Source organism: Chryseobacterium sp. SIMBA_038 (genome assembly GCF_046535115.1).
GTDB lineage: Bacteria > Bacteroidota > Bacteroidia > Flavobacteriales > Weeksellaceae > Chryseobacterium.
The window spans coordinates 124,448-146,755 of record NZ_JAWRXH010000004.1; the positions used below are offsets into that span (position 1 = coordinate 124,448).

Below are 22,308 nucleotides of genomic sequence, written 5' to 3' on the forward strand. Positions count from 1 at the left end.
TATTCTTTTTAGTGATTAATATTTTTAAAAATTGTACGCTTTATTCAAGTGCAATCGATTGCGTAATTTTTCGTTATAAAATATCTTGGCTCCTAAACTAATATTATTTTCCATTACGCAAAGAAAAAAATATTATTTTTTCATTAATTTGATTGTTTAAGTTGTTAAATTTAACAGAACATTTGTTAGTTAGTCTATTTTAATTAGTTGATAATTAAATATTTATTATAAAATTAAATAATATTGAAATATTTTTAAAATAGATGGATTTTTTTGCTGTTTAATAATCAAAAACTTAAAATTTACTTAAAAAATGCCTGTTTTTTTGTCTTAAAAATTCCCAAAATTGATACTCAAACTCAAAATTTCAGCTGTTTTCCTGATTTTTGTCATCTTTTTAGGTTAATATTTTTAACCGTTTTTCTTTAATACTAAAGATTAAACTTAATACACATCATATGTATAGAGAAATGAAGTTATTATTAACGATTTTGTAACTCTGGTTTTGCTGCTTTATTTTGGCATGATTTTATTTAAAATTAACGGTTAGGATTAACTTTTGGTTAATTTTTTACCTTGAAATTCCATAAAATATTCTTTATTCTTTTTAAATTTTAAAAATTATTAAGCTGTTTTACAGTTAATTATAAATTAAAATTAATTTTTTGTTAACTAATTAAAGAATAATTATATATTTATCCCAACAGTAATTCTATCAAATTTTAGTGTAATTTTATGCAATCGATTACGCAAAGTTTAACAGGTTTGAGAAAACCGCAAAAGAAAAAGTATAAAAATCAAGTAGTATGACACAATCAGAATTTCGTTACGCCCACCATCCAGAAGATGCAAAAAAGTATAACACTGAAGATCTTAGGAGGGAGTTTCTAATCAATGATTTATTTAATGAAGATAAGATAAAATTGGTCTATACCATGTACGACAGGCTGATTGTAGGAGGTATCATGCCTTCAACAAAAGTTTTGAAACTGGAACCGACAGACGATTTAAAAGCTCAACATTTCCTTGACAGGAGAGAGTTGGGAATTATCAACGTAGGCGGTGCCGGAAAAGTAACAGTAGACGGTGAAGTATATGAGCTTGCCAACAAGGAAGCTTTATATATAGGTAAAGGTGCAAAAGAAGTGATTTTTGAAAAATCAGGTGATGCACAACCTTATTTTTACATCAACTCAGCTCCGGCACATCATACTTATCCTACAAAAAAAATCACGAAAAACGAAGCCGAAATTGTAGAATTGGGCGAAGAAAAATATGCCAACAAGCGTACGATCAACAAACTGATTGTAAATTCTGTTCTTGAAACTTGTCAATTACAAATGGGAATGACAGAACTTCAATCTGGTAGCGTTTGGAACACAATGCCTGCGCACACTCACACCAGAAGAATGGAAGCTTATTTCTATTTTGATTTGGAAGAAGGGCAAACCGTAAGTCACTTTATGGGACAGCCTGATGAGACGCGTCATATTTTTATGAAAAATCATGATGCGGTATTATCTCCGGAATGGTCTATCCACTCAGGAGTTGGAACTTCCAACTACACATTTATCTGGGGTATGGCAGGGGAAAATATGGACTACGGCGATATGGACGGTATCAAAACTAACGAACTAAAGTAATTTTTCTAATGAATTTATTTGATTTATCCGGTAAAGTAGCAGTCGTTACAGGCGGTACTCACGGATTAGGAATGGCAATGGCTGAAGGTCTTGCTGTTGCAGGCGCTGAACTGGCGATCACAAGCACAACCCCGTCAAAATTAGAGGAAGCTTTAAACTATTATCACGACAAAGGGTACAAAGCAACCGGTTATCTTTTTGATGTGACGGACGAGCTGGAAGCCGCTCAGAAAGTAGCTTTGATGGAAGCTACTCATGGAAAAATAGACATCCTTGTCAACAACGCAGGAATCATCAAACGTGTTCCCGCTATTGAGATGGAGGTAGAAGACTTTAGAAAAGTAATCGATGTAGATCTTACAGGACCTTTTATCATGTCGAAATTAATCGGCAAACATATGATTAAAAGAAAATCCGGAAAGATCATCAACATCTGCTCGATGATGAGTGAGTTGGGTCGTGACAATGTAGTCGCTTATGCTTCTGCAAAAGGCGGTCTTAAAATGCTTACTAAAAATCTCGCGACAGAATGGGCAAAACACAATATTCAGGTGAACGGAATCGGTCCCGGATATTTTGCAACTTCTCAGACAGAACCAATCCGAGTGGATGGACATCCTTTCAACGATTTTATCATTAACAGAACTCCGGCTGGAAGATGGGGCAACCCGGAAGACCTTGCTGGGACAGCTATTTTCCTTGCTTCGGACGCAAGCAGATTCGTTAACGGACAAATCATTTACGTTGATGGCGGAATTTTAGCGACCATCGGAAAACCTGCTAATGAATAACAACAGAATTAGATTAGAATGAAACCTTTTATTACAGATAATTTTTTATTACAAAATAAATACGCTGAAGAATTATATTTCAAATACGCAGAAAAACAACCCATCATTGATTATCATAATCACTTGATTCCCAAAGATATTGCAGAAGACACTGTTTTCGAAAATATTTCAAAGGTTTGGATTGCAGGTGACCATTACAAATGGAGAGCGATGCGTACAATGGGGGTGAGCGAGAAATTCATCACCGGAGATGCTTCAGATAAAGAAAAATTTGAGGCCTGGGCAAAAACGGTTCCTTATACATTGAGAAATCCTTTGTATCACTGGACGCATTTAGAATTAAAAAGATATTTCGGAATTGATGAATTATTAAATGCAGACAACGCATCAGAAATTTACGAAAATATCACCGCTCAGCTTCAGACACCTGAAAAATCGACAAGAGGTTTGTTAAAAATGATGAATGTAGAATCTCTGTGTACAACGGAAGACCCTACAGATTTATTGAATTATCATCAGGATTTGGCGAAAAGCGATTTTTCTATTAAAGTGAGCACAGCTTTCCGTCCGGATAAAGCCATTTTAATTGAAAACCACAACTTTGCAGATTATATTTCAAAATTAGGCGAATCAGCCGGAATTGAAATTAATTCTTACCAGACTTTGTGTGATGCTTTAATTAAAAGAATTGAATATTTCCACGAAAACGGATGTAGACTTTGCGATCACGGACTGAACAATATTTCCTTCGAAGAGTTTACAGAAGCAGAAGTTAGCACGATTTTCAATGATAAAATTTCAGGAAAAGTAATCGCTGAAAAGCAGGTAAATCAGTTCAAAACAGCTATTTTATTATTCTTAGGTGAAGCTTACCATAAATACGGTTGGGTTCAGCAATTCCACTTGGGCGCATTGAGAAATAATAACGAAAGAATGCACAGAATTCTGGGTCCTGATACGGGTTGGGATTCTATCGGTGACTTCGTTCAGGCTGAAACTTTGTCTAAATTATTAAATACTTTAGACGGAAAAGATAAATTAACGAAAACCATTTTATATAACTTAAATCCTGCCGATAACGAGATTTTCGCGACAATGATCGGGAATTTCAATGACGGCAGTATTAAAGGAAAAGTACAGTTCGGTTCAGGATGGTGGTTCCTGGATCAGAAAGACGGAATGATCAAGCAGATGAATGCTCTTTCAAACATGGGATTGATCAGCTGTTTCGTTGGAATGTTAACGGATTCCAGAAGTTTCCTTTCTTACCCGAGACACGAATATTTCAGAAGGGTATTGTGTAATCTTTTTGGAGAAGAAATGAAAAATGGTGAATTACCTGATGATATCGAACTGATTGGTAAAACAATTTCAGATATTTGTTATCATAATGCTAAAAATTATTTTGATTTTTAATTGAATTAAAAACTCTCGCAGATTTAGCAGATTACGCAGATCTTTTTTAAACAATCATCTGCGAAATTTGCGAAATCTGTGAGAAATAAAAATAAAATTTTAAACCATTAAGGAAATTTAAGAAGTTAAGTTGAATTAAGAAAAATCAAATTGATTTTAAATAATCTTAAGGCAAAGCCAAACTTAACTTTTCTAAACTCCTTAAATAAATCTTAATGGTTAAAAAAATAAACTAAAATTCACCTTAAATTTAAAAAGGTTAATTAAAATCATGAGCAATAAAATAGTCACATTCGGAGAAGTCATCATGCGACTTTCGCCACCCGGAAACAGAACGATGAAGCAAAGCCACGAAATGGAATTTTTTTTCGGCGGAACAGAGCTTAATGTAGCATCTTCATTGGCAACAATGGGTTGTGACGTGAGACATATCAGCAGTGTTTCCGATGATTTTGTGGGCGAATCGGCGGTTTCTTTCATTAAAAGTTTTGGAATCGATACGACTTTTATCAACAAAAATGAGCATCCTTTAGGTTTATACTTTTTGGAAGTAGGTTCATCAGTTCGCGCCAGCAGAATTGCTTACAACAGATTAAATGGTTCTTTTGCAAATATTCAGCCTGAACAAATTAACTGGAAAAATGCCCTTGAAGGTTGCAAATATTTCCACTGGACCGGCATCAGCCCTGGAATTTCTGAGTCAGCTTATAAAAGTTTGAAAGAAGGTTTAAAAACAGCCCGTGAACTGGGAATTGAAGTTACTTCAGATCCGGCTTACCGCTCAAATCTTTGGAAATATGGCAAAAACGGAAACGAAGTCTTGAAAGAATTGGTTTCTTATTCAACGATTTTCATCGGTGGAGTGAATGAAATTAATGAAATTCTCGGAACTCAGTTTTCGTCAGATAAAGAAGGGTTTATCGAAGCGTGCAAAGAACTAAAACAGCAATGTCCTTCTATTCATAAAATTTTCGACAAGATAAGAATCGGAGTTACGGCAAGTTCTCAGCAAACGCAGGGACGAGCTTTAGTCGATGGAAATTATTTTGAAACTGAATTACTCGAAGTTAATCCTGTAGTCGACAGAATCGGAACAGGTGATGCTTTTGCAGCAGGTTTGATCTATGGCTTAATCAATTTTGATGACGAAAAAGCATTAAAATTCGCCAACGCAGCCTGCGCGATCAAACACACCATTTTAGGTGACATCAATTACAGCAGCGCAGAAGATATTCTGGAAGTTATGAACGGGGATTCCGGTGGACGCATCAAGAGATAATTAAATTAGAACATTGCGGACTTGGTTAAGTGAAACGCCTTTGCGAACTTAAAAATATACATCAAGTTTTTAAAAAGAAAATCTTTGCGCTCTTTGCGTTAAAAAAAGATTTAAAAAAAGTCTTGCAAGTACAGCATACTAAAGGATGGATTTAATCCCATCAAAAATTATTTTTAAACAAGATAATTAAGCAAAATGACAAAAATTCAATCAGTTACAAATACCATCATCAACCAAGGAGTTTTACCTCTGTATTATAATGCTGATGATACAGTAACTTTAGAGATATTGAGAGCACTTTACAAAGCCGGAATTCGTGCGGTAGAATATACAAGCCGCGGTGAAGCTGCGTTGAGTAATTTCACGAAGATGGTAGAAATCCGTAACGCAGAAATGCCGGAAATGCTTTTGGGAATCGGAACAATAAAGAATGTACAACAAGCTGAAGAATATTTCAACGTGGGTGCAGATTTCTTTATCAGTCCGGGTTTTGTGGCGGATGTTGCAGAATTTTTAATTCCGAAAGACTTGTTGTACAGCCCAGGTTGTATGACTCCGACAGAAATTATCGAAGCTGAAAATTCAGGAGTAACTTTCATTAAATTATTTCCTGGAAATTCTTTAGGAACTGGATTTATGAGCGCGATTAAAGATGTTTTCCCAAATCTGAAATTCATGCCAACGGGTGGAGTAGATACGACAAAAGAGAGTATCGAAAGCTGGTTCAAAGCTGGTGTTTCAGCGGTAGGAATGGGAAGCAAATTGGTAAGCAAAGAATTGATGCTTGCTAAAGACTATACAACCATAGAAAACGAAACAAAAAAAGTGCTGGAAATTATTCAGACTTTAAACAATAACTAAATTCTGAATATTAATATGAGTTCAGTTAAATCTCTTAAGCCGACTACCTACAGATGGACGATATGTCTTCTGTTATTTCTCGCTACTACGATCAATTATTTGGATCGTCAGGTGTTGTCATTAACGTGGAAAGATTTTATCGCACCCGAATTTCACTGGAATAATAATGATTACGGAAACATCACTGCATTATTTTCTATATTTTACGCAGTAGGAATGCTTTTCGCTGGAAAGTTTGTGGACTTTATGGATACTAAAAAAGGTTTCCTTTGGGCAATCGGTGTTTGGTCTATTGGTGCGGTTTTACATGCATTTTGTGGAATTGCAACTTCAGGAATTCTTACCGGAAACTGGTTAGCTGGTTTTCATGGTTCGAAAGAATTGATCGGTACGGTTTCTAATACTTCTGCAATCATCAGTACAAGTGTTACATTATTTGTTTTTGCACGTTTCGTATTGGCAATTGGTGAAGCAGGAAATTTCCCGGCGGCGATTAAAACTACGGCAGAATATTTCCCTAAAAAAGACAGAGCATTTTCTACAAGTATCTGGAATGCAGGAGCAACAGTTGGAGCTTTGGCAGCACCACTTACTATCCCTTTTATTGCAAAATCAATGGGTTGGGAATGGGCATTTATCATTATTGGTGCTTTAGGATTTGTATGGATGGGACTTTGGGTATTTGTTTACAAAAAACCGCATTTACACAAGAGAGTTAACGAACATGAATTAACGTATATTAATCAGGATCAGGACGATATTCCCAATGAAGATACTTCTGTTCCGGAAAAAGTATTTACATTCAAAGAATGTTTCAGCTACAGACAGACTTGGGCTTTTGCGTTCGGAAAGTTTATGACAGATGGCGTTTGGTGGTTCTTTTTATTCTGGACACCGGCTTATTTAAGTTCAGTTTATGGGATGGATTCCACACAAAGTGCATTACCATTATTCGTTCTTTATATGATCACTTTATTGTCGATCATCGGAGGTTGGCTTCCAAAATATTTTGTTGAAAAGAAAGGAATGAACGCTTACACAGGAAGAATGAAAGCGATGTTAATTTTCGCATTTTTCCCTTTGTTAGCACTTTTAGCACAACCATTAGGTACTGCAACATATTGGATTCCTGTTTTAATTATTGGTATTGCAGGAGCAGCACACCAGGCTTGGTCAGCAAATATTTTCTCGACAGTTGGCGATATGTTTCCTAAAAGAGCGATTGCAACCATCACCGGAATTGGTGGAATGGCAGGAGGAATCGGTTCATTCATTATTAATAAATCCTCGGGAGTATTATTCGATCACGCTCATAAAGCTTGGTCAACAGTGGACGGAGTTCCTTTGTTGGAAAAATATCCTCAATACATCAACGATCGTTTACCGGATGGTTTCTTTGAGCAGTTAAAAAAATCCGGAGCAGTAGTTTCAGACGGAATTGATAAAGGATACATGATCATTTTCTCAATCTGCGCAGTCGCTTACCTGATTGCATGGGTAGTAATGAAATCATTAGTTCCTAAATATAAAGTGATAAGTAAATAATTAAATCCAGTCTAAACCTTCAAGGTTTCAAAAATCTTGAAGGTTTGATTAAATAAAAAATAGATCCAAAGATTTTATAGCGGTCTTAGCTGAGTGAAACGCCTTTGCGAACTTAAAAACAGTTAGTAGTCAAAAAATCTTTGCGGACTTTGCGTTAAAAATAAAATCATCAATAGAAAGATGGAAAATCAGACAAAACAAAAATTAAATCGTGAATTACATGGTTCTCAGGAAAAACTCCCAATCAAAATTGTACAGTTTGGAGGTGGGAATTTCATGAGAGGATTCACAGATTATGTGATTGATAAATTAAATAAAGAAGCAGGATTTAATGCAGGAATCGTAAACGTTCAGCCAACGGCGGGCGGTTCGGTTCATAAACTGGAAGAGCAGGATAATTTATACACGCTTTTCTCGAGAGGAATTAAAAAAGGCGAGATAATTGATACAAAACAGGTGATTTCTGCGATTCAGAAGTCGATCAATCCTTATACAAATTACGATGAATTTTTAACGTTGGCGAAAGAAGAAGAATTAGAATTTATCTTTTCAAACACGACAGAAACAGGAATTGCTTATGACGAATCAGAAAATGATTACGCTGGTCCGCACAAGAATTTTCCTGCAAAACTAACCGTTTTATTACACGAAAGATTCAAACATTTCAATGGAGCGGAAGACAAAGGATTGAGAATTATTCCATGTGAATTAATTGAAGACAATGCGTTTGCGTTGAGAGATATTATCTTAAAATATGCACAACTTTGGAATTTAGAAGCTAACTTTGTGCAATGGATTGAACAAAATAATTATTTCCATAATACATTGGTAGACAGGATTGTTCCGGGTTATCCAAAAGATGACTCAGATACGTACGAAGACCAATTGCATTACGAAGATCAGATGATGGTTGTTTCGGAAGTATTTTTACTTTTTGTCATTCAGGATGCGGCAAATTTAAACGAAAGAATTCCTTTTGATAAAATTGACGAACAGATTTTGGTTGTTGATGATATTCAACCGTACCGTTTAAGAAAAGTGAGAATTTTGAATGGTGGTCATACATTGATGTTGGCTCCAGCGATTTTATCAGGAAAAGAAACGGTAAAAGAATCTATCGATAATCAATTTTTAGGTAAATTTTTAAATGAAACGATTTTTAATGAAGTAAATCCTACATTAGGTTTAGATGAAAATGAATTGAAAGATTTTGCTGAAGAAGTTTTCGACAGATTCAGGAATCCTTTTATCAAGCATTATCAGGCAAGTATCGCGTTGTATTTTGTTTCTAAATTTAAGGTAAGAATTCTTCCGAGTTTGTTAAAATATGTTGAAATTAACCATAAATTACCGCTTAATTTAACCTTCTCATTGGCAAGTTTAATCAGATTCTATCAAGGGAATTTTGGTGAAAAATCTCTACCGATAAATGATGAAGAAGTGATTGTCACTAGATTCAAAGAAATCTGGGCAAACGAAGATTACGAAAAAGTCGCAGAATTGGCTTTAAGCGAAACATCTTTCTGGGATACAGATCTTACAAAGGTTAATGGTTTGAAATCTGCAGTAGCAAAAGCATTGTGGGAAATAGATCACAACGATATCGAAACTGCATATCACAACTTTATACAATTTTATTCTTAAAAAATTATGCAAAAGAAAGTACTGAAAGTAAATCCCAAAGATAATGTAGCAGTGGCATTGGTTGATCTGACGCAGGGGGAAACTGTTACTTTGGGTGAACTTACTTATGACATTATAAAAGACACGAAGGCGAAACACAAATTCGTGACCGAAGATCTTGCGATTGGAGACGAGATCATTATGTACGGTGTTTTGGTGGGAAAAGCCAGTCAGCCGATCCAGAAAGGAGAGGTTATCACGACTGAAAACGTTAAGCACCAAAGCGCAAAAGTAGAAGGCAAAACAGAGACAACTTCATGGACTGCCCCGAATGTTGACAAATGGAAGGATAAAACTTTCATGGGTTATCACAGAGAAGACGGGCAGGTCGGAACAGAAAATGTTTGGTTATTTTTTCCATTAGTCTTTTGTGAGAACAGGAATGTGGAGATTTTAAAAGATGTTTTTGAAAAAGAATTATTGTTTGAAAAAGCAACGAAGCATCAATTATTACTAAGATCATTAATAAATAACTCTGAAACTGAAACTGCTGTTGAAGAAGATCAAAACTCAAGGGTTTTTAAAAATATAGATGTAAAATTCATCACGCACCAAGGCGGTTGTGGCGGTATTCGTCAGGATGCGGAAGCGTTAGGAAGGTTATTGGCAGGTTATGTGAATAATCCGAATGTAGCCGGAGCAACGGTTTTAAGTCTTGGTTGTCAGAATTTACAGGTTCAGATTTTTACGGATGCATTGCAAAAAATCAGTCCGAATAATAAAAAACCGATCATCGTTTACGAACAACAAAAGTCCGGAACGGTTGATGAAATGCTAAACGGAATCATCAAAGATTCTTACGAAGCCATCAAACAAGCCAACGAAATTGAAAGAAAACCAGCCCCAATTTCTAAGTTAGTTTTAGGATTGGAATGTGGTGGTTCAGACGGTTTTTCAGGAATTTCTGCCAATCCGGTTTTAGGACAATTATCAGATTTAATGGCTGGAATCGGTGGCTCAACCATCCTTTCCGAGTTCCCGGAATTATGTGGAGTAGAACAGGAGCTAGTGAATCGTTGTGTGAATGAAAATGATGCAGAAAGATTTTTACAGTTAATGAAAGATTTTGAAGAATCAGTCGTTGCTGCAGGATCAGGTTTTGATATGAATCCATCGCCGGGGAATATTAAAGATGGATTGATAACCGATGCCATGAAATCTGCAGGAGCGGCTAAAAAAGGTGGTTCATCACCAATAAATGACGTTCTTGATTTCACAGAATATATCAAAGAACCGGGCTTAAATTTATTATGCACCCCCGGAAATGATGTGGAATGTACAACCGCTTTGGTTGGCTCAGGCTCAAACGTAGTTTTATTCACTACAGGTTTGGGTACTCCAACTGGAAATCCGGTTGTTCCCGTGGTGAAAATTTCGTCAAACACTTCTTTGTCACAAAGAATGCCCGACATAATCGATTTCAACACAGGAGACGTGATTACAGGTGAAAAAACAATCGACGAAAAGGCAGAAGAGCTTTTAGAATTTATCATCGAAGTGGCAAGTGGAGAGGTAAAAACAAAAGCCGCAATTTTAAATCAAAACGATTTTATTCCCTGGAGACGGGGAGTAAGTTTATAATTGTTTTAATTATATAAATATTAGGGTTGAAAATGCTTTCTACATTTGTGGGAGGCATTTTCTTTTGGAGGAAATTCAGTTTAAACACAAATGACACAAATTTTTTTCACAAATAAACACAAAGTTTGCATCAATAGGAACGGGCTTTAGCCCGTTTAATAAATATACAATCGAGATTGGCTTTAGCCAAAACTTAAATATTTTTAATGATAAAGTTGAGATTCTTCCTTCATCAGAATGACAAACTACACTGTGAATTGTCAATAACGACATAGGAAAATGGAGCGTTAAGAAAAATAATTTTGTAAACGTTAAGAAAATCCCACTGTTTGAGTGCGAGACAAATATCAAATCGAAGAACAAATGTCAAATTCGCACGAGTCTTGGGATTTTTAGAGAACAAAAATATTTTTTAGTGGAAGTTTCCAAGTCTTGAATTTTTGTTTCTTTTGTTTCAAGACAAAAGAAAATCAATATAAAAAACTATTTCCTTTTCGAAGACTTCCTAATATAAAGCTGCGGCGCCAGCACCACTTTCTTCTCAATAGAAACTCCGGAACCATTTTCTTTTACGCTTTCAATAAATACTTGTCCGGCCATTTTTCCCATGATAACGGGAGTTTGATCCACAGAACTCATCGAAAGCTCCATAAACTGGGTAAAAGGCTCGTTTGAGAAACCAATAACCGCTACTTCCTGAGGTATTTTAATCTTACGTTTTTTTAATTCCTGACAAGCGCCCAACGCTGCAAAATCACTGGATGAAAAGATCGCATCGGGAACAGATTTTCCGTCCCAAAGTTTTTTGATGGCATCAATTCCTTCATCAATCGAACTTCCTGTGATGATAATATTGTCTTCTTTAACCTGGAAATTATGGTCAAGTAATGCCTGTTTATAACCATTAAGACGGTTTTGATAGATCTCGAGATTAAGATCTCCCGCAAAATGACAAATATTTTTATAACCTTCTTTAATTAGATGTTCGGTAGCCATGTAACCGCCTCGATAGTCATCAATAACGATGGTGCTGATGCCCGGAATATCCTTTTTTCTGTCAAAAAAGATGATTGGCGTGTTGGTTGTATCTAAAATACTCTGAATATGTTCTGTATCAATTGTCGTTCTTGAAACGGACATGAAAATCCCGTCAACCTGAGCATTCAGCAAAGTATTCAAATGTCTTTTTTCAATATTGACATCTTCGTGACTCTGACAAATAATTACGTGATAACCGTGCGGAGAAAGTTCTTCTTCAATTCCGCGGATAACGGAGGAGAAGAAGTTGGTATTAACAAAAGGAACAATAATTCCTACATTTTTTGTTTCACCACTTTTAAGAGCTTTGGCAAGATTATTTTGTTTATAATTCATTTCTTTGGCGGTTTTCTTCACCAAATCTTTTGTTGCCTGACTTATCCTCGGATGATCATTAAGCGCCCTGGAAACAGTAGCCACACTCACATTAATTTTCTTTGAAATATCGTATATGGTGGCACTTTTCTTATTCATAAATGAGTTTTTCTAGCTGTTTTTTATATATCAAAACGATATACGTTGTTGAGGTAAATTTAATCAAATTATAACTATCAGAAAGGAAATATTATGTATTTTATATCAGGTTATGGTTGGTTATGATTAAATTAAAGATAAAACTTGTTTAAATGCTTAGTTATCTTTGTTTTAAGGCTGTTTTCTATATGAGATAAAAAGCTGTACTTGCATATAATCAATGGTGCTTATCATAAAAAATGACAATTAATGATGAATTTAAATACCAAAAATGCGTGGTTAATTTAACCAAAATAGGACACCGAAAAATCGATGCCCTATTTTACTAACTGATATAAAAAATACTTTATTTTTTCCAGATTTTTTCAATGTCTTCCAATGATCTTCCTTTTGTTTCAGGAACCATTTTCCAGACAAAAATTAATGATAAAACGCTCATCACTCCGTAAAAACCGTATGTGAAAGCTCCACTGAATTCCATCATAAAAGGATAGGTTGAAGAGATCAAATAATTGGCTGCCCATTGTGCTGCAACCGCAATAGCAATAGCACTTCCTCTGATTTTATTTGGGAAAATTTCTGAGATTAAAACCCAGCAAATCGGTCCCCAAGACATCATAAAAGAGGCTGTATAAACAATAATGAAAACCAACGTTGCAATCCCAATAATATGATAATAAGAGAAAATAGCGATTGCAAACATTCCGATCGCCATTCCGATAGAACCGATGATCAATAAAGGTTTTCTTCCCCATTTATCAACCGTGAAAATAGCAACAACGGTGAAAACTACGTTAACCAATCCCATCACAACAGTTTGCAGCATGGATGCATCTTTATGAACGCCCATACTTTCAAAAATCCTCGGAGCATAGTATAAAGCCACATTAATTCCTACAAATTGCTGAAAAACAGAAAGCAAAATCCCAATTATAATGACTGTTTTTCCGAAAGCGAAAATTTCACTTTTATGTTCTGCAACGGTTCCTTTTATCTCAGAAAATATTTCTTTTGCTCTTGCTTCGCCATTTATTTTGGTTAAAATTTTCAAGGCTTCATCATCTTGTTTAATCAAAGTAAGATAACGGGGTGTCTCCGGAACGAAAAATAGTAGAACTCCGAACAATACTGCAGGAATCGTTAATGATAAGAACATGTAGCGCCATCCGATCTGGTTAATCCATTCAATGCTTTTTCCGTCGGCAATTCCCCAATTGACAAAATAAACGACCAGCATCCCGAAAATTATGGCAAACTGATTTAAAGAAACCAATCTTCCGCGAACTTCGGCAGGGGCAATTTCCCCAATGTACATCGGACAAACCGCAGAGGCAAGTCCAACACCGATACCGCCAATAATTCGATAAAAATTAAAAGCCAGCAAAACTCCCATTGAATGTTCCCCGTGCTTAAAAAATAAAAATTCAGGATAAGCAGCTCCCAAAGCACTGATGAAAAATAAAAATGCAGCAAGCATCAATGATTTTTTTCTCCCCAGTTTTGTAGAAAAATACCCCGAAACTGCTCCTCCAATGATACAGCCAATTAAAGCACTTGAAATTGTTGCTCCATGCGCTAATGAACTTAATCCCAGCGGAATGATCAAATATTCCTGAATTGATTTTTCGGCTCCCGAAATTACTGCAGTGTCATATCCGAACAAAAGTCCGCCCAATGTGGCAACCAGCGTCAATACTGTAACGTACATCATGTTAATCTGCGCTTTTGTGCCTGAAGAATATTTCGGTCCCGAATCTATAATTTGCATAGTTTAGTTTTAATTGTGATTGATGGTTTTTATTAATTCTAATATTTAAATTCAAAAATGTAATCGATTGCATTTAATTGTAATTAAAATCGATAAATGTTTAAATAATTAGAATTAACTATTTATTAACTCCTAAATGTAATAATTTTATGCAATATTCAATAAATTATTATGAATTTGTGAATTGTTATGGTAACTGTTTTCTTGAGTATTTATTTACAGGCGTTTAAGGAATAGTCTTATTGTAAATTTTATGATAAGTATTATAAATAAAAGAATTTTTCAATGATTTTTTCTCCCAAAATGGTATCCGAAGTTTGAATTTGGATAATTGATTGCACGATGTTGAAAATTGAGTATACAAACAGTTTACTATTGATTCGTCACATCTTGGATTCTTGAAAAAATCTAAACTTTATTCTTGAAAAATTAAGCTTTGGCTAAAGCCAACCATCTTTCATCTATTTTTAAGCGGACTAAAGTTCGCTCCTATTGATAGCAACGTTGTGTTTATTTGTGAAAATATTTGTGCATTTTGTGGTTGAACATAAAATGTAAGTCTAATTAATTTTCTTCCAAATCAGATCGTTATTTTCCAAAGAAACTTCTACTTTATCACCTTCTTTATATTCTCCTGCAACAATTTTTTTAGCCAAAGGTCGTCTCAAACTTCCTCTGATAATACCTTTTAAAGGTCTAGCCCCATACTTAATGTCGTAACCTTCCATTGATAAAAACTCTTTGGCTTCCTGAGTAATAATTAATTCGATATTTAGATTTTTTACAAGATCTAAAAGTTCTTTTTTAAGATGAATTTCGAAAATTTTCAATGCGTTTTCTCTGCTGATTGGAGCAAAAGGAATCGTTTCAGTTAATCTTCCTAAAAATTCCGGGCGGAAAAAACGACTCATCATTTCCATTAATTTAGATGAAGGCGGAATTTCACCTTTTCCAAAAGATTCAACAATAAATTCTGAACCGATATTGGATGTAAATAAAATAATTGCATTAGAAAAGTCACCTTCTTTTCCAAGTCTGTCATGAAGTTTTCCTTCATCCATAATTTGTAAAAAAACATCGAAAACTGATGCGTGCGCTTTTTCAATTTCATCAAAAAGAACAATAGAGTAGGGCTTTTGCCTGATTTTATTCACTAAAAGTCCACCTTCTTCATAACCAACATATCCAGGAGGCGCACCATAAAGCAACGCCGCGGAATGTTCTTCTTTAAATTCAGACATATCAAAACGGATAATTGCATTTTCGTCCTGAAATAAAAATTCTGCCAACGACTTTGCAAGCTCGGTTTTTCCGGTTCCTGTTGGGCCTAAAAAGAAAAATGATCCGATGGGTTGTCCGGCTTTACTTAGTCCTGAACGGGTTTCCAACACAGCTTCCGAAACAATGGAAATAGCATGATCTTGCCCGACAACACGTTTTGCCAAGACATTTTCCATGTCGTTGAGCCTTTGTTTTTCTTCTTCTTTCAGTTTTCCGATCGGGATGTTTGTTTTTTGAGAAATTATTAAGGCTAAATCAAGTTCTGTAATATGCGTTCTTTTTTGTTGAGCTATTTTTTCAACATTATTAATTAATTCTCTTGAATATTTCAAAATTTCGTCCGCATTTTCAAATTCAGGAATTTGACCTTCTTCCTTATATATATCTGACGTGCTGATTAAATATTTTGTTTTTTCAATCAAGTCTTTTAATTGCCACTCGGAGTGCTGTTTTTGTTCAGTATCACTATAATTGTTGGAATTATCTTCAAGATGAATAATCTTGGTTAATAAATGATTTTTTTCCTTTAAAAAAGATTCTCCTGCAGTTTTCAACACAGACATTGTATGATCAATCAGATCGATAGCAGAAGCGGGAAGACTTTTTTCCTTCATGTATCGCTTGGAAAGGCGAATAGCTTCCTTCATGGTTTCGTCATCCACCTTAATTTTGTGGTGAATCTGATAATCTTCTAAAGTCTGTTTCAGCATTCTCAGATGGGTTTCATCTTCTGTTTCTTCCAGTTTTAGAAGTTCAAACATTCCTGCGAGACCTTGTTCTTTTTCTATTTTTTTCGTGTATTCTTCAATGGTTGAGGTTGCAATAATCGTCAAGCCATTGGATATTTCACTTTTCAAAAGATTGACAATCCCTGAATCTGAACCTTGATTTCCAAAAAGCGAATGAAATTCTTCAATAATTAAAACAGATTTTGGAAAAGCTTTAAATTCCTGAGCTATACTTTTGATTCTGTCTTCGATTTCACCTTTATAAGAAGCTCCGGCAACCAAAACGCCCATATCCAGCTCGAAAATTTGAAGACCGGAAAGCACATCCGGAATTTGTTTTGCAATATTTTTTTGAATAAAACCTTCTATTAATGCTGTTTTTCCAACGCCATGATCACCAATTATTAATACATTTTGTTTACTGAAACGGCAAAGAATTTCTGTGATTTTATTAATTTCCGTGTCTCGACCTACTAAAAGTTCTTTTTTGTTTTTACTTTTTACCTGATCATTTTTATTGATACAGTATTTTTTGATAAAAGTATTACTTGTCTTTTTTGATATTGAAGGTTCAGATTCGGTTTTTAATCCAAATGAATTAACATCTTTCAGTAATTCATTTCTTGTGGTTGGAAAAGTTTTCATCTGATCAAAGCTGAATGCCACTCCTGGAGAACTGATCGCAGTCATCACAGCAAATAAAGATATTTCCTCTTCGTCCAGAATTTCTCTTACCGAATCGGCTTCTGCAAAGATCTCATCAATGATTTCATCCGGCTCACAAGAGTAAATATTTGTTGAAGATTTAGGACTTTCTTCGATCCTTACTTCTGCCCATTCTTCAAGATAAAAAACATCAATTCCCAGATTTTCCAACTGTTTCAAAAGACCAAGATCTCTGTTGAGCATAGCTTTAAGCAAATGTGCACTATTGAAGTATTTGTTAAGGTTTTCTCGACCTATTTTTTGAGCAATATTTAGTGCTTTTGTAACTTCCTGACTATAGGTTATTTCATTTTGATTCATAAGGCTTTGTGTTTTTTACTTAAATAATAAGTTTTGTTCCCTAACTAAGCATATTATTAGTTTTATTAAAGAATATGTTTAAGGATTTTAATTAATCTCTCACCCAAAGCATCATTTTTTTCACTTTATACTGAACATTGATGTTTTGGATACAGTTTTTGGAATCTTTATTAAGTCTAAGCGCTGTAATTTTGATTTTTTTGCCCATAATATTCTGGCAGAATTGCCCGAAAGGCATTAATTTTTTATCATTAATAACAACAGGAATTTCAAAATTTCCGCATAGATAATCTTTAAAATCATCTTTTGTTTTTGCCTGTGCTGCTACCTGATTAAGAAGTAGTTGAAATTGTTCATTAGAAATTTCCGGTGCTTTTTTCTCAGCGATAATTGAGTCTTTTTTCGATTTAGATTTTGGAGAAACCGGAATGTACTGAAGCATGTCTACCAAAGGATCTTTTTGTGCGGCTCCTCTTGGCAATGAAAAAGCAACGGACTGTTTTTCAAATTCATAAGACTGAATATCTATTTTTTGCTTTGCTTTAATCGTTTTTGGAGCGACATAAATTGTTTTTACGGCAGTATGTTCTACATCTCCGTTTACAATTAGAGTAATTTTTTTCTCGCCAACAGATTTAAATTTGTAGCTTGGATTTTTTCCTAAAGCATCGGTTCTGGAAGTTTCTCCAAAACTCCATTCCCAAGATTCTCCACCTTCTTTTTCGGCGTCAAACTGAATGCTTTCTCCCATGGTCACTACATTCGGAGCAATAATAGTTGGTAAATATCCTGTTTCCTGACTAATGCTGGTAATTGTAAGTAATTTTTCATGAATACAGTTCCCGTTTATCTTTAATTTTACAATATAATTTCCGGGCTTTTTATATTTATGGAAAGTGATTTGTCTTCTATCTATAGCTGTGCTATCACCAAAATCCCATTCCCAATTTTGGGCTCCTTTTGTATTATCCTGATATTCTACAACACGGTTAATTACATATTCATCTGCATGAATAAAAAACTTCGCATCATCGCAATCGACATGTCTTGTATATTGGTATAGAAGTAGAGAAAGGCTTACTAGAAGCAAGATTCCAAGGCTAATGTAGATTCTGTAATCTACATTTTGGAAAAATGTGTGATTATTTTTTGTCATTGATGTCATTTGTGTTCGGACAAATATATTCAGTATTTTTTATATGGCAAAAATTTTTTCAAAAAAAAGAGAATTAAATTATTTATTTCAAAAAAATTTATATATTTGTCGAAACACAACACCGATGAAATTCATTAACAGGTATATACATATATTTGTTATGCTCCTTCTCCTTTCGTGCGGGGCAAAGAAATATATAAAAGACATTCCCTACAATTATTCTTCAGATGAATATTTGAAGGATAAGACTCAAAAAAAAGAAATATCTACATCTACTTATTCTATAGTAGATGATAATTCAGAAGGTTTAAGCGATGATACTTTAAGAGTAAAAGAAAAATACTCTATCCTTATGGGGGTGATGCCTAAAGATATTAAGGATTACAAACTGTATTCTTATGTCGATGGCTGGCTGGGAACTCCGTACAGAAAACAAATGCTTGAAAAAAATATTGGTGTTGATGCTTCTTATTTTGTGCAGGCACTTTTCAGTGATGTTTACGGAGAAACTTTTTCTAAAACACCGGACGGTATTTTCAGATCTAAAGATATTCAGTTATTTACAGTAAGATCTTTCTTACAGGAAGGAGACATATTGTTTTTCCGTTATGATAAAAGCCATCCCATCTCTGATGTTGGGATTTATCTCCATAACGACAGGATTGTAGCATGTACCACAAACGGCCTTAACATCTACAATTTCAATGATGAATATTTTCAGTTAAGATACGTTGCTGCAGGACGTTTAAAGCAAAAATAATAAACCATGAAAAACTTAGAACATCTTACAAAGCAAATCAATGCTTTAAAACATGATATAAGAGCGGAGGTTGTTATTAATGACTTGCTTAAAAATAACGAAATTGACGAAAATCAATATGTAATCCAAAAAGAAGGACAGTTTTCACGTGCCTATCGATTTGATATTTTACAGTCTGAAGTTACAGATTATGACTACGACAGTAAGCAAATGCTGAAACTTAATCTTTCCAGAGACAGCATCTATGATATGCTTCCTGAAAACCTTACTCATCAAACCCAAAATGATACTCCGAATAAGGATGTTGATGTAATGATCAGAGAGTATCAGACTCAAAAAAAACAACAGAAAGCTGCCCGAATTTTTTTTCAACCTTTTGATAATGAGATGTTCAGCTATGGCGTGAATGTTGAAAATTTAGAGAATGATTTTTTATTTGAATTAAACAGTTATCTGGCGCCGGAAATGTTTTATGATTTTTGGGGTATCGACAAAGATTTTCCGCCATTATTGATTTCAAAATTTATAAGATTATTGCCTTTTGCCTATAAAATTGTAGGAAATATTGAGGAGGCATGTCACATTCTTTCTATTTTATTGGAAGAAAATGTGAGTGTAACCTATAAAGGACATCATGAGTATTCGGACGAAAGCCAAAGCATTGAATTGGGCATGAATAGGCTGGGATTAGATCTTATTGCAGGGACAACATATGATGATTATTCATGTCATTTGGATCTGCAGATTGGGCCTCTGAAAAACTCTTCTTTCATCGATTATATTCATGAAGGAAAAAAGAAAAAATTTATTGAAATGTTTTATGATCACTTTTTCCCCATTGAAGTGGAAATAAATACGATTATTCTCCTGCCGAAAGAAAAACAGGATTTTGAATTTAATACTACAGAAACCCCTGTTTTAGGATATAATACAAGGATATAACACAATGATATGACACAGATAAACATAAAAAAATATTTTATTAATCTTTTAGATCCAAAACTTTTGGTGATGCTATTCATCGTTTTGGCTTTATGTATAATTCTGACCATGGTTTTTGGTCAGAAAGTGCCCTCTTTTAAACAAAAATATAAAGGTAAATTTTACACCTATTTATTTTCTTTTGCTTTTATATATGCTACAGCGGCGTTGCTTGGGTATAATAAACTTTTTTCTAATGATAATTTATATGAATTTATTTTTTATCAGATCTCATCATTGACTATGGGGATTATCCATTGCATTCTTTACAGAAATATTTTCAACAAGTTTGATTCTCAAAAAATAGGAACAGAATATCTTTTTGCTTTGATAACTGTGTTGTATGCCCTGATTCCGTTTTCATTGATATATACTTTCCTTAACTCATCGGATTTTGTTTATCTGATGCTTGGACACTTTATTATATTCTTTATTCCGACATTTCTTAATGATACTTTCAACAGAGCAATGTCTATTCCTCCAAAAATTTATAAAACATGGATGTTTCCTGAAAATTATAAAGATGATGAAGGATTAAGCGATGCGGAAATGAAAAATATGGTCGTGTTTACATTTTTAATGGATAAAGATAAAAATGCTAAAAAGTATAGTGTTTATCGGGCAAAAGGACCAACCAGAGTAGATTTCGGAAAGCTTTTCTATAATTTCGTTTTAGATTATAATGATAAACATCCGGGAGGTCAGATTCAGATTGAAGACCAAAACGGATTGTTTAATTGGGTGTTTTTTCTGCAACCCAAATGGTATGAAGCTACCAAATATGTTGACCCTGATCTTACTCTTTACATGAATGGAATTGAAGAAAACAGCGTTGTTTTTTGTCTGAGAACAGAACAGGTAATGGCCGATGAAAGAGAAGAAATTAAAGAAACTGACTACGAATTTACAAGAGAAGATGAAAGAAAAAGATCCGCTAAGAAAGAAGAAGAGGTAGAAGTAATAGATCAAAATCAATAAGGATGATTCAGAATATTTTAGAGAAAAAATATCCTTTCCGTAAAGAATATAGTGTTGTGCAGACTCTTTTTGAAAACGATAAAGAAAAAAGCAAACTCACTTTTATTACTGAAATTGAAAGGCTTGAACCTTTTGAATATTCTATCAGACGAAAGAATATATTAATTAATGATAAAGTTCCGGATCTTGTTATAGAACAGCTTTCTGAGAAAATTGGAAATGTATTTTTTCCGTTGGAAGTAGAAACATTGGAAAATGGTAATTTGAAGCATATCAGTAATTTAGATGAAATTAGAAAACGTTGGAAAAGCCTAAAACCAAAGCTTGAAGAATATTATAAAGGAAAATTGACACAAGAGCTTATAAAAAATGTAGAAGATGAATTAGAATCAAAAAATATAATACAAAACAGGATTCTGAATAGCCTTTTTTATCGTCTTTATTTTTTACCGTTTCGGGATTATATAAAAGAAGAAAATGATGATTTTGATTTGTATCTGCCTGTATTTCCTTTTAAGAATAAAGTGAAATATAACATTAAAATTATAGATTCTAAGTTATCAGAAGAAGGAAAAGGAGTGATGAGAATTTCAGGAAAATGTATCGATCCGAGAAGTTGTGAGCAAATTATTAATAATAGAAAAATAGCAGAATCAGATGAAGAGGAAAATAACTGTGTTGGAAAAGTAGACTTAACCTATCAATTTAATAAAGAAGATGGTTCTGTTTTTTCGATACAAGCAGAAATCAGTCTACAAAGTAGGGATGAAAAAAATGTAAGGTTGATCAATTTTGAATTGTATCAATTATAAAAAAACAACATAAGATGAGCGAAAAACATTTAGTATGTCAGGGAGCAACCTGCAAATGTAAGTTCGGAACTACGCCGGACAAGCTGAAGGTGAAAACCCAAAGCAAACGCTACATCAATGACAAAGATGGAAAAGAAAAATTAACGGCTACCCACAAAGACATCGGGAAAACCTTTGAAAAAAATACTTTCGGAAGCTGTGCAAAAATGAACAATAATCCTTGTCAGGCTGTAGTAACAGAGTGGAGCGGATATTACGAAAAAATAGTAATAGAAGATAATAAAGGAAAAGTTTTGCTGGAAGACAGCAAGGCCACTTGTCCCATAGGAGGAAAAGATTGTATAGACATCATTAACCACGGACAGACAAGTGAGATAACTTCTCAGAATTTCAAAAATGCAGACAACCATGTTTTGGTAGAAATATGTCCGTTTTTTGATTTTAAAGAGATGGCAGAAGATATGGAAATGGAAGAAGAGGAAGCAGATTATATGTAAATCTTAACAC

General features: G+C 34.2%; 17 protein-coding genes. 13 read left to right on the top strand and 4 right to left on the bottom strand.

The window, feature by feature from the left end:
* The first annotated feature begins 806 nt into the window (after window positions 1-806).
* From kduI to SB689_RS14270, 8 genes are all read left to right on the top strand, one after another.
* The gene (gene kduI / locus SB689_RS14235) at window positions 807-1,643 is read left to right on the top strand and encodes a 5-dehydro-4-deoxy-D-glucuronate isomerase (protein WP_410692786.1); all 837 of its coding nucleotides are present in this window, start codon (window positions 807-809) and stop codon (window positions 1,641-1,643) included.
* 8 nt (window positions 1,644-1,651) lie between these two features.
* Window positions 1,652-2,434, top strand: a complete 783-nt coding sequence (locus SB689_RS14240) for a gluconate 5-dehydrogenase (protein ID WP_410692787.1) — start codon at window positions 1,652-1,654, stop codon at window positions 2,432-2,434.
* Window positions 2,435-2,452: 18 nt separating this feature from the next.
* Window positions 2,453-3,850: a glucuronate isomerase gene (gene uxaC / locus SB689_RS14245; RefSeq protein WP_410692788.1), complete on the top strand. Its 1,398-nt coding sequence runs from the start codon at window positions 2,453-2,455 to the stop codon at window positions 3,848-3,850.
* A gap of 271 nt (window positions 3,851-4,121) precedes the next feature.
* Window positions 4,122-5,129, top strand: coding sequence for a sugar kinase (locus SB689_RS14250; RefSeq protein ID WP_410692789.1), 1,008 nt, complete (start codon window positions 4,122-4,124; stop codon window positions 5,127-5,129).
* A 195-nt stretch (window positions 5,130-5,324) separates the two neighbouring features.
* On the top strand, window positions 5,325-5,990 hold the full coding sequence (locus SB689_RS14255) for a bifunctional 4-hydroxy-2-oxoglutarate aldolase/2-dehydro-3-deoxy-phosphogluconate aldolase (protein ID WP_410692790.1): 666 nt from the start codon (window positions 5,325-5,327) through the stop codon (window positions 5,988-5,990).
* 15 nt (window positions 5,991-6,005) lie between these two features.
* Window positions 6,006-7,535: an MFS transporter gene (locus SB689_RS14260; protein WP_410692791.1), complete on the top strand. Its 1,530-nt coding sequence runs from the start codon at window positions 6,006-6,008 to the stop codon at window positions 7,533-7,535.
* A gap of 180 nt (window positions 7,536-7,715) precedes the next feature.
* Complete coding sequence (locus SB689_RS14265; protein WP_410692792.1) at window positions 7,716-9,179, top strand: tagaturonate reductase; 1,464 nt, start codon at window positions 7,716-7,718, stop codon at window positions 9,177-9,179.
* Window positions 9,180-9,185: 6 nt separating this feature from the next.
* A complete protein-coding gene (locus tag SB689_RS14270; RefSeq protein WP_410692793.1) occupies window positions 9,186-10,799 on the top strand; it encodes a UxaA family hydrolase in 1,614 nt (537 codons plus the stop codon).
* Window positions 10,800-11,282: 483 nt separating this feature from the next.
* Here the strand turns inward: SB689_RS14270 and SB689_RS14275 are convergent, their stop codons facing one another.
* From SB689_RS14275 to SB689_RS14290, 4 genes are all read right to left on the bottom strand, one after another.
* On the bottom strand, window positions 11,283-12,311 hold the full coding sequence (locus SB689_RS14275; RefSeq protein ID WP_410692794.1) for a LacI family DNA-binding transcriptional regulator: 1,029 nt from the start codon (window positions 12,309-12,311) through the stop codon (window positions 11,283-11,285).
* A gap of 346 nt (window positions 12,312-12,657) precedes the next feature.
* The gene (gene xylE, locus SB689_RS14280; RefSeq protein WP_410692795.1) at window positions 12,658-14,079 is read right to left on the bottom strand and encodes a D-xylose transporter XylE; all 1,422 of its coding nucleotides are present in this window, start codon (window positions 14,077-14,079) and stop codon (window positions 12,658-12,660) included.
* A 560-nt stretch (window positions 14,080-14,639) separates the two neighbouring features.
* Entirely contained in the window at window positions 14,640-17,114 is a 2,475-nt protein-coding gene (locus SB689_RS14285) for an AAA family ATPase (protein WP_410692796.1), read from the bottom strand.
* Window positions 17,115-17,205: 91 nt separating this feature from the next.
* Window positions 17,206-18,270: a PKD domain-containing protein gene (locus SB689_RS14290; RefSeq protein WP_410692797.1), complete on the bottom strand. Its 1,065-nt coding sequence runs from the start codon at window positions 18,268-18,270 to the stop codon at window positions 17,206-17,208.
* 160 nt (window positions 18,271-18,430) lie between these two features.
* On the opposite strand from SB689_RS14290, the gene SB689_RS14295 reads away from it, so the two are divergent.
* From SB689_RS14295 to SB689_RS14315, 5 genes are read left to right on the top strand one after another with little or no spacing between them, the layout of a single operon-like run.
* Window positions 18,431-19,030 carry a C40 family peptidase gene (locus SB689_RS14295; RefSeq protein WP_410692798.1) on the top strand — a complete coding sequence of 200 codons (600 nt, stop codon included), beginning with the start codon at window positions 18,431-18,433 and terminating at the stop codon, window positions 19,028-19,030.
* Window positions 19,031-19,036: 6 nt separating this feature from the next.
* Window positions 19,037-19,972: a hypothetical protein gene (locus SB689_RS14300; RefSeq protein WP_410692799.1), complete on the top strand. Its 936-nt coding sequence runs from the start codon at window positions 19,037-19,039 to the stop codon at window positions 19,970-19,972.
* 9 nt (window positions 19,973-19,981) lie between these two features.
* Entirely contained in the window at window positions 19,982-20,989 is a 1,008-nt protein-coding gene (locus SB689_RS14305) for a TssN family type VI secretion system protein (RefSeq protein WP_410692800.1), read from the top strand.
* Window positions 20,990-20,991: 2 nt separating this feature from the next.
* Window positions 20,992-21,801 carry a hypothetical protein gene (locus SB689_RS14310; protein WP_410692801.1) on the top strand — a complete coding sequence of 270 codons (810 nt, stop codon included), beginning with the start codon at window positions 20,992-20,994 and terminating at the stop codon, window positions 21,799-21,801.
* A 14-nt stretch (window positions 21,802-21,815) separates the two neighbouring features.
* Complete coding sequence (locus tag SB689_RS14315; RefSeq protein WP_410692802.1) at window positions 21,816-22,298, top strand: DUF4280 domain-containing protein; 483 nt, start codon at window positions 21,816-21,818, stop codon at window positions 22,296-22,298.
* Window positions 22,299-22,308: the final 10 nt, after the last annotated feature.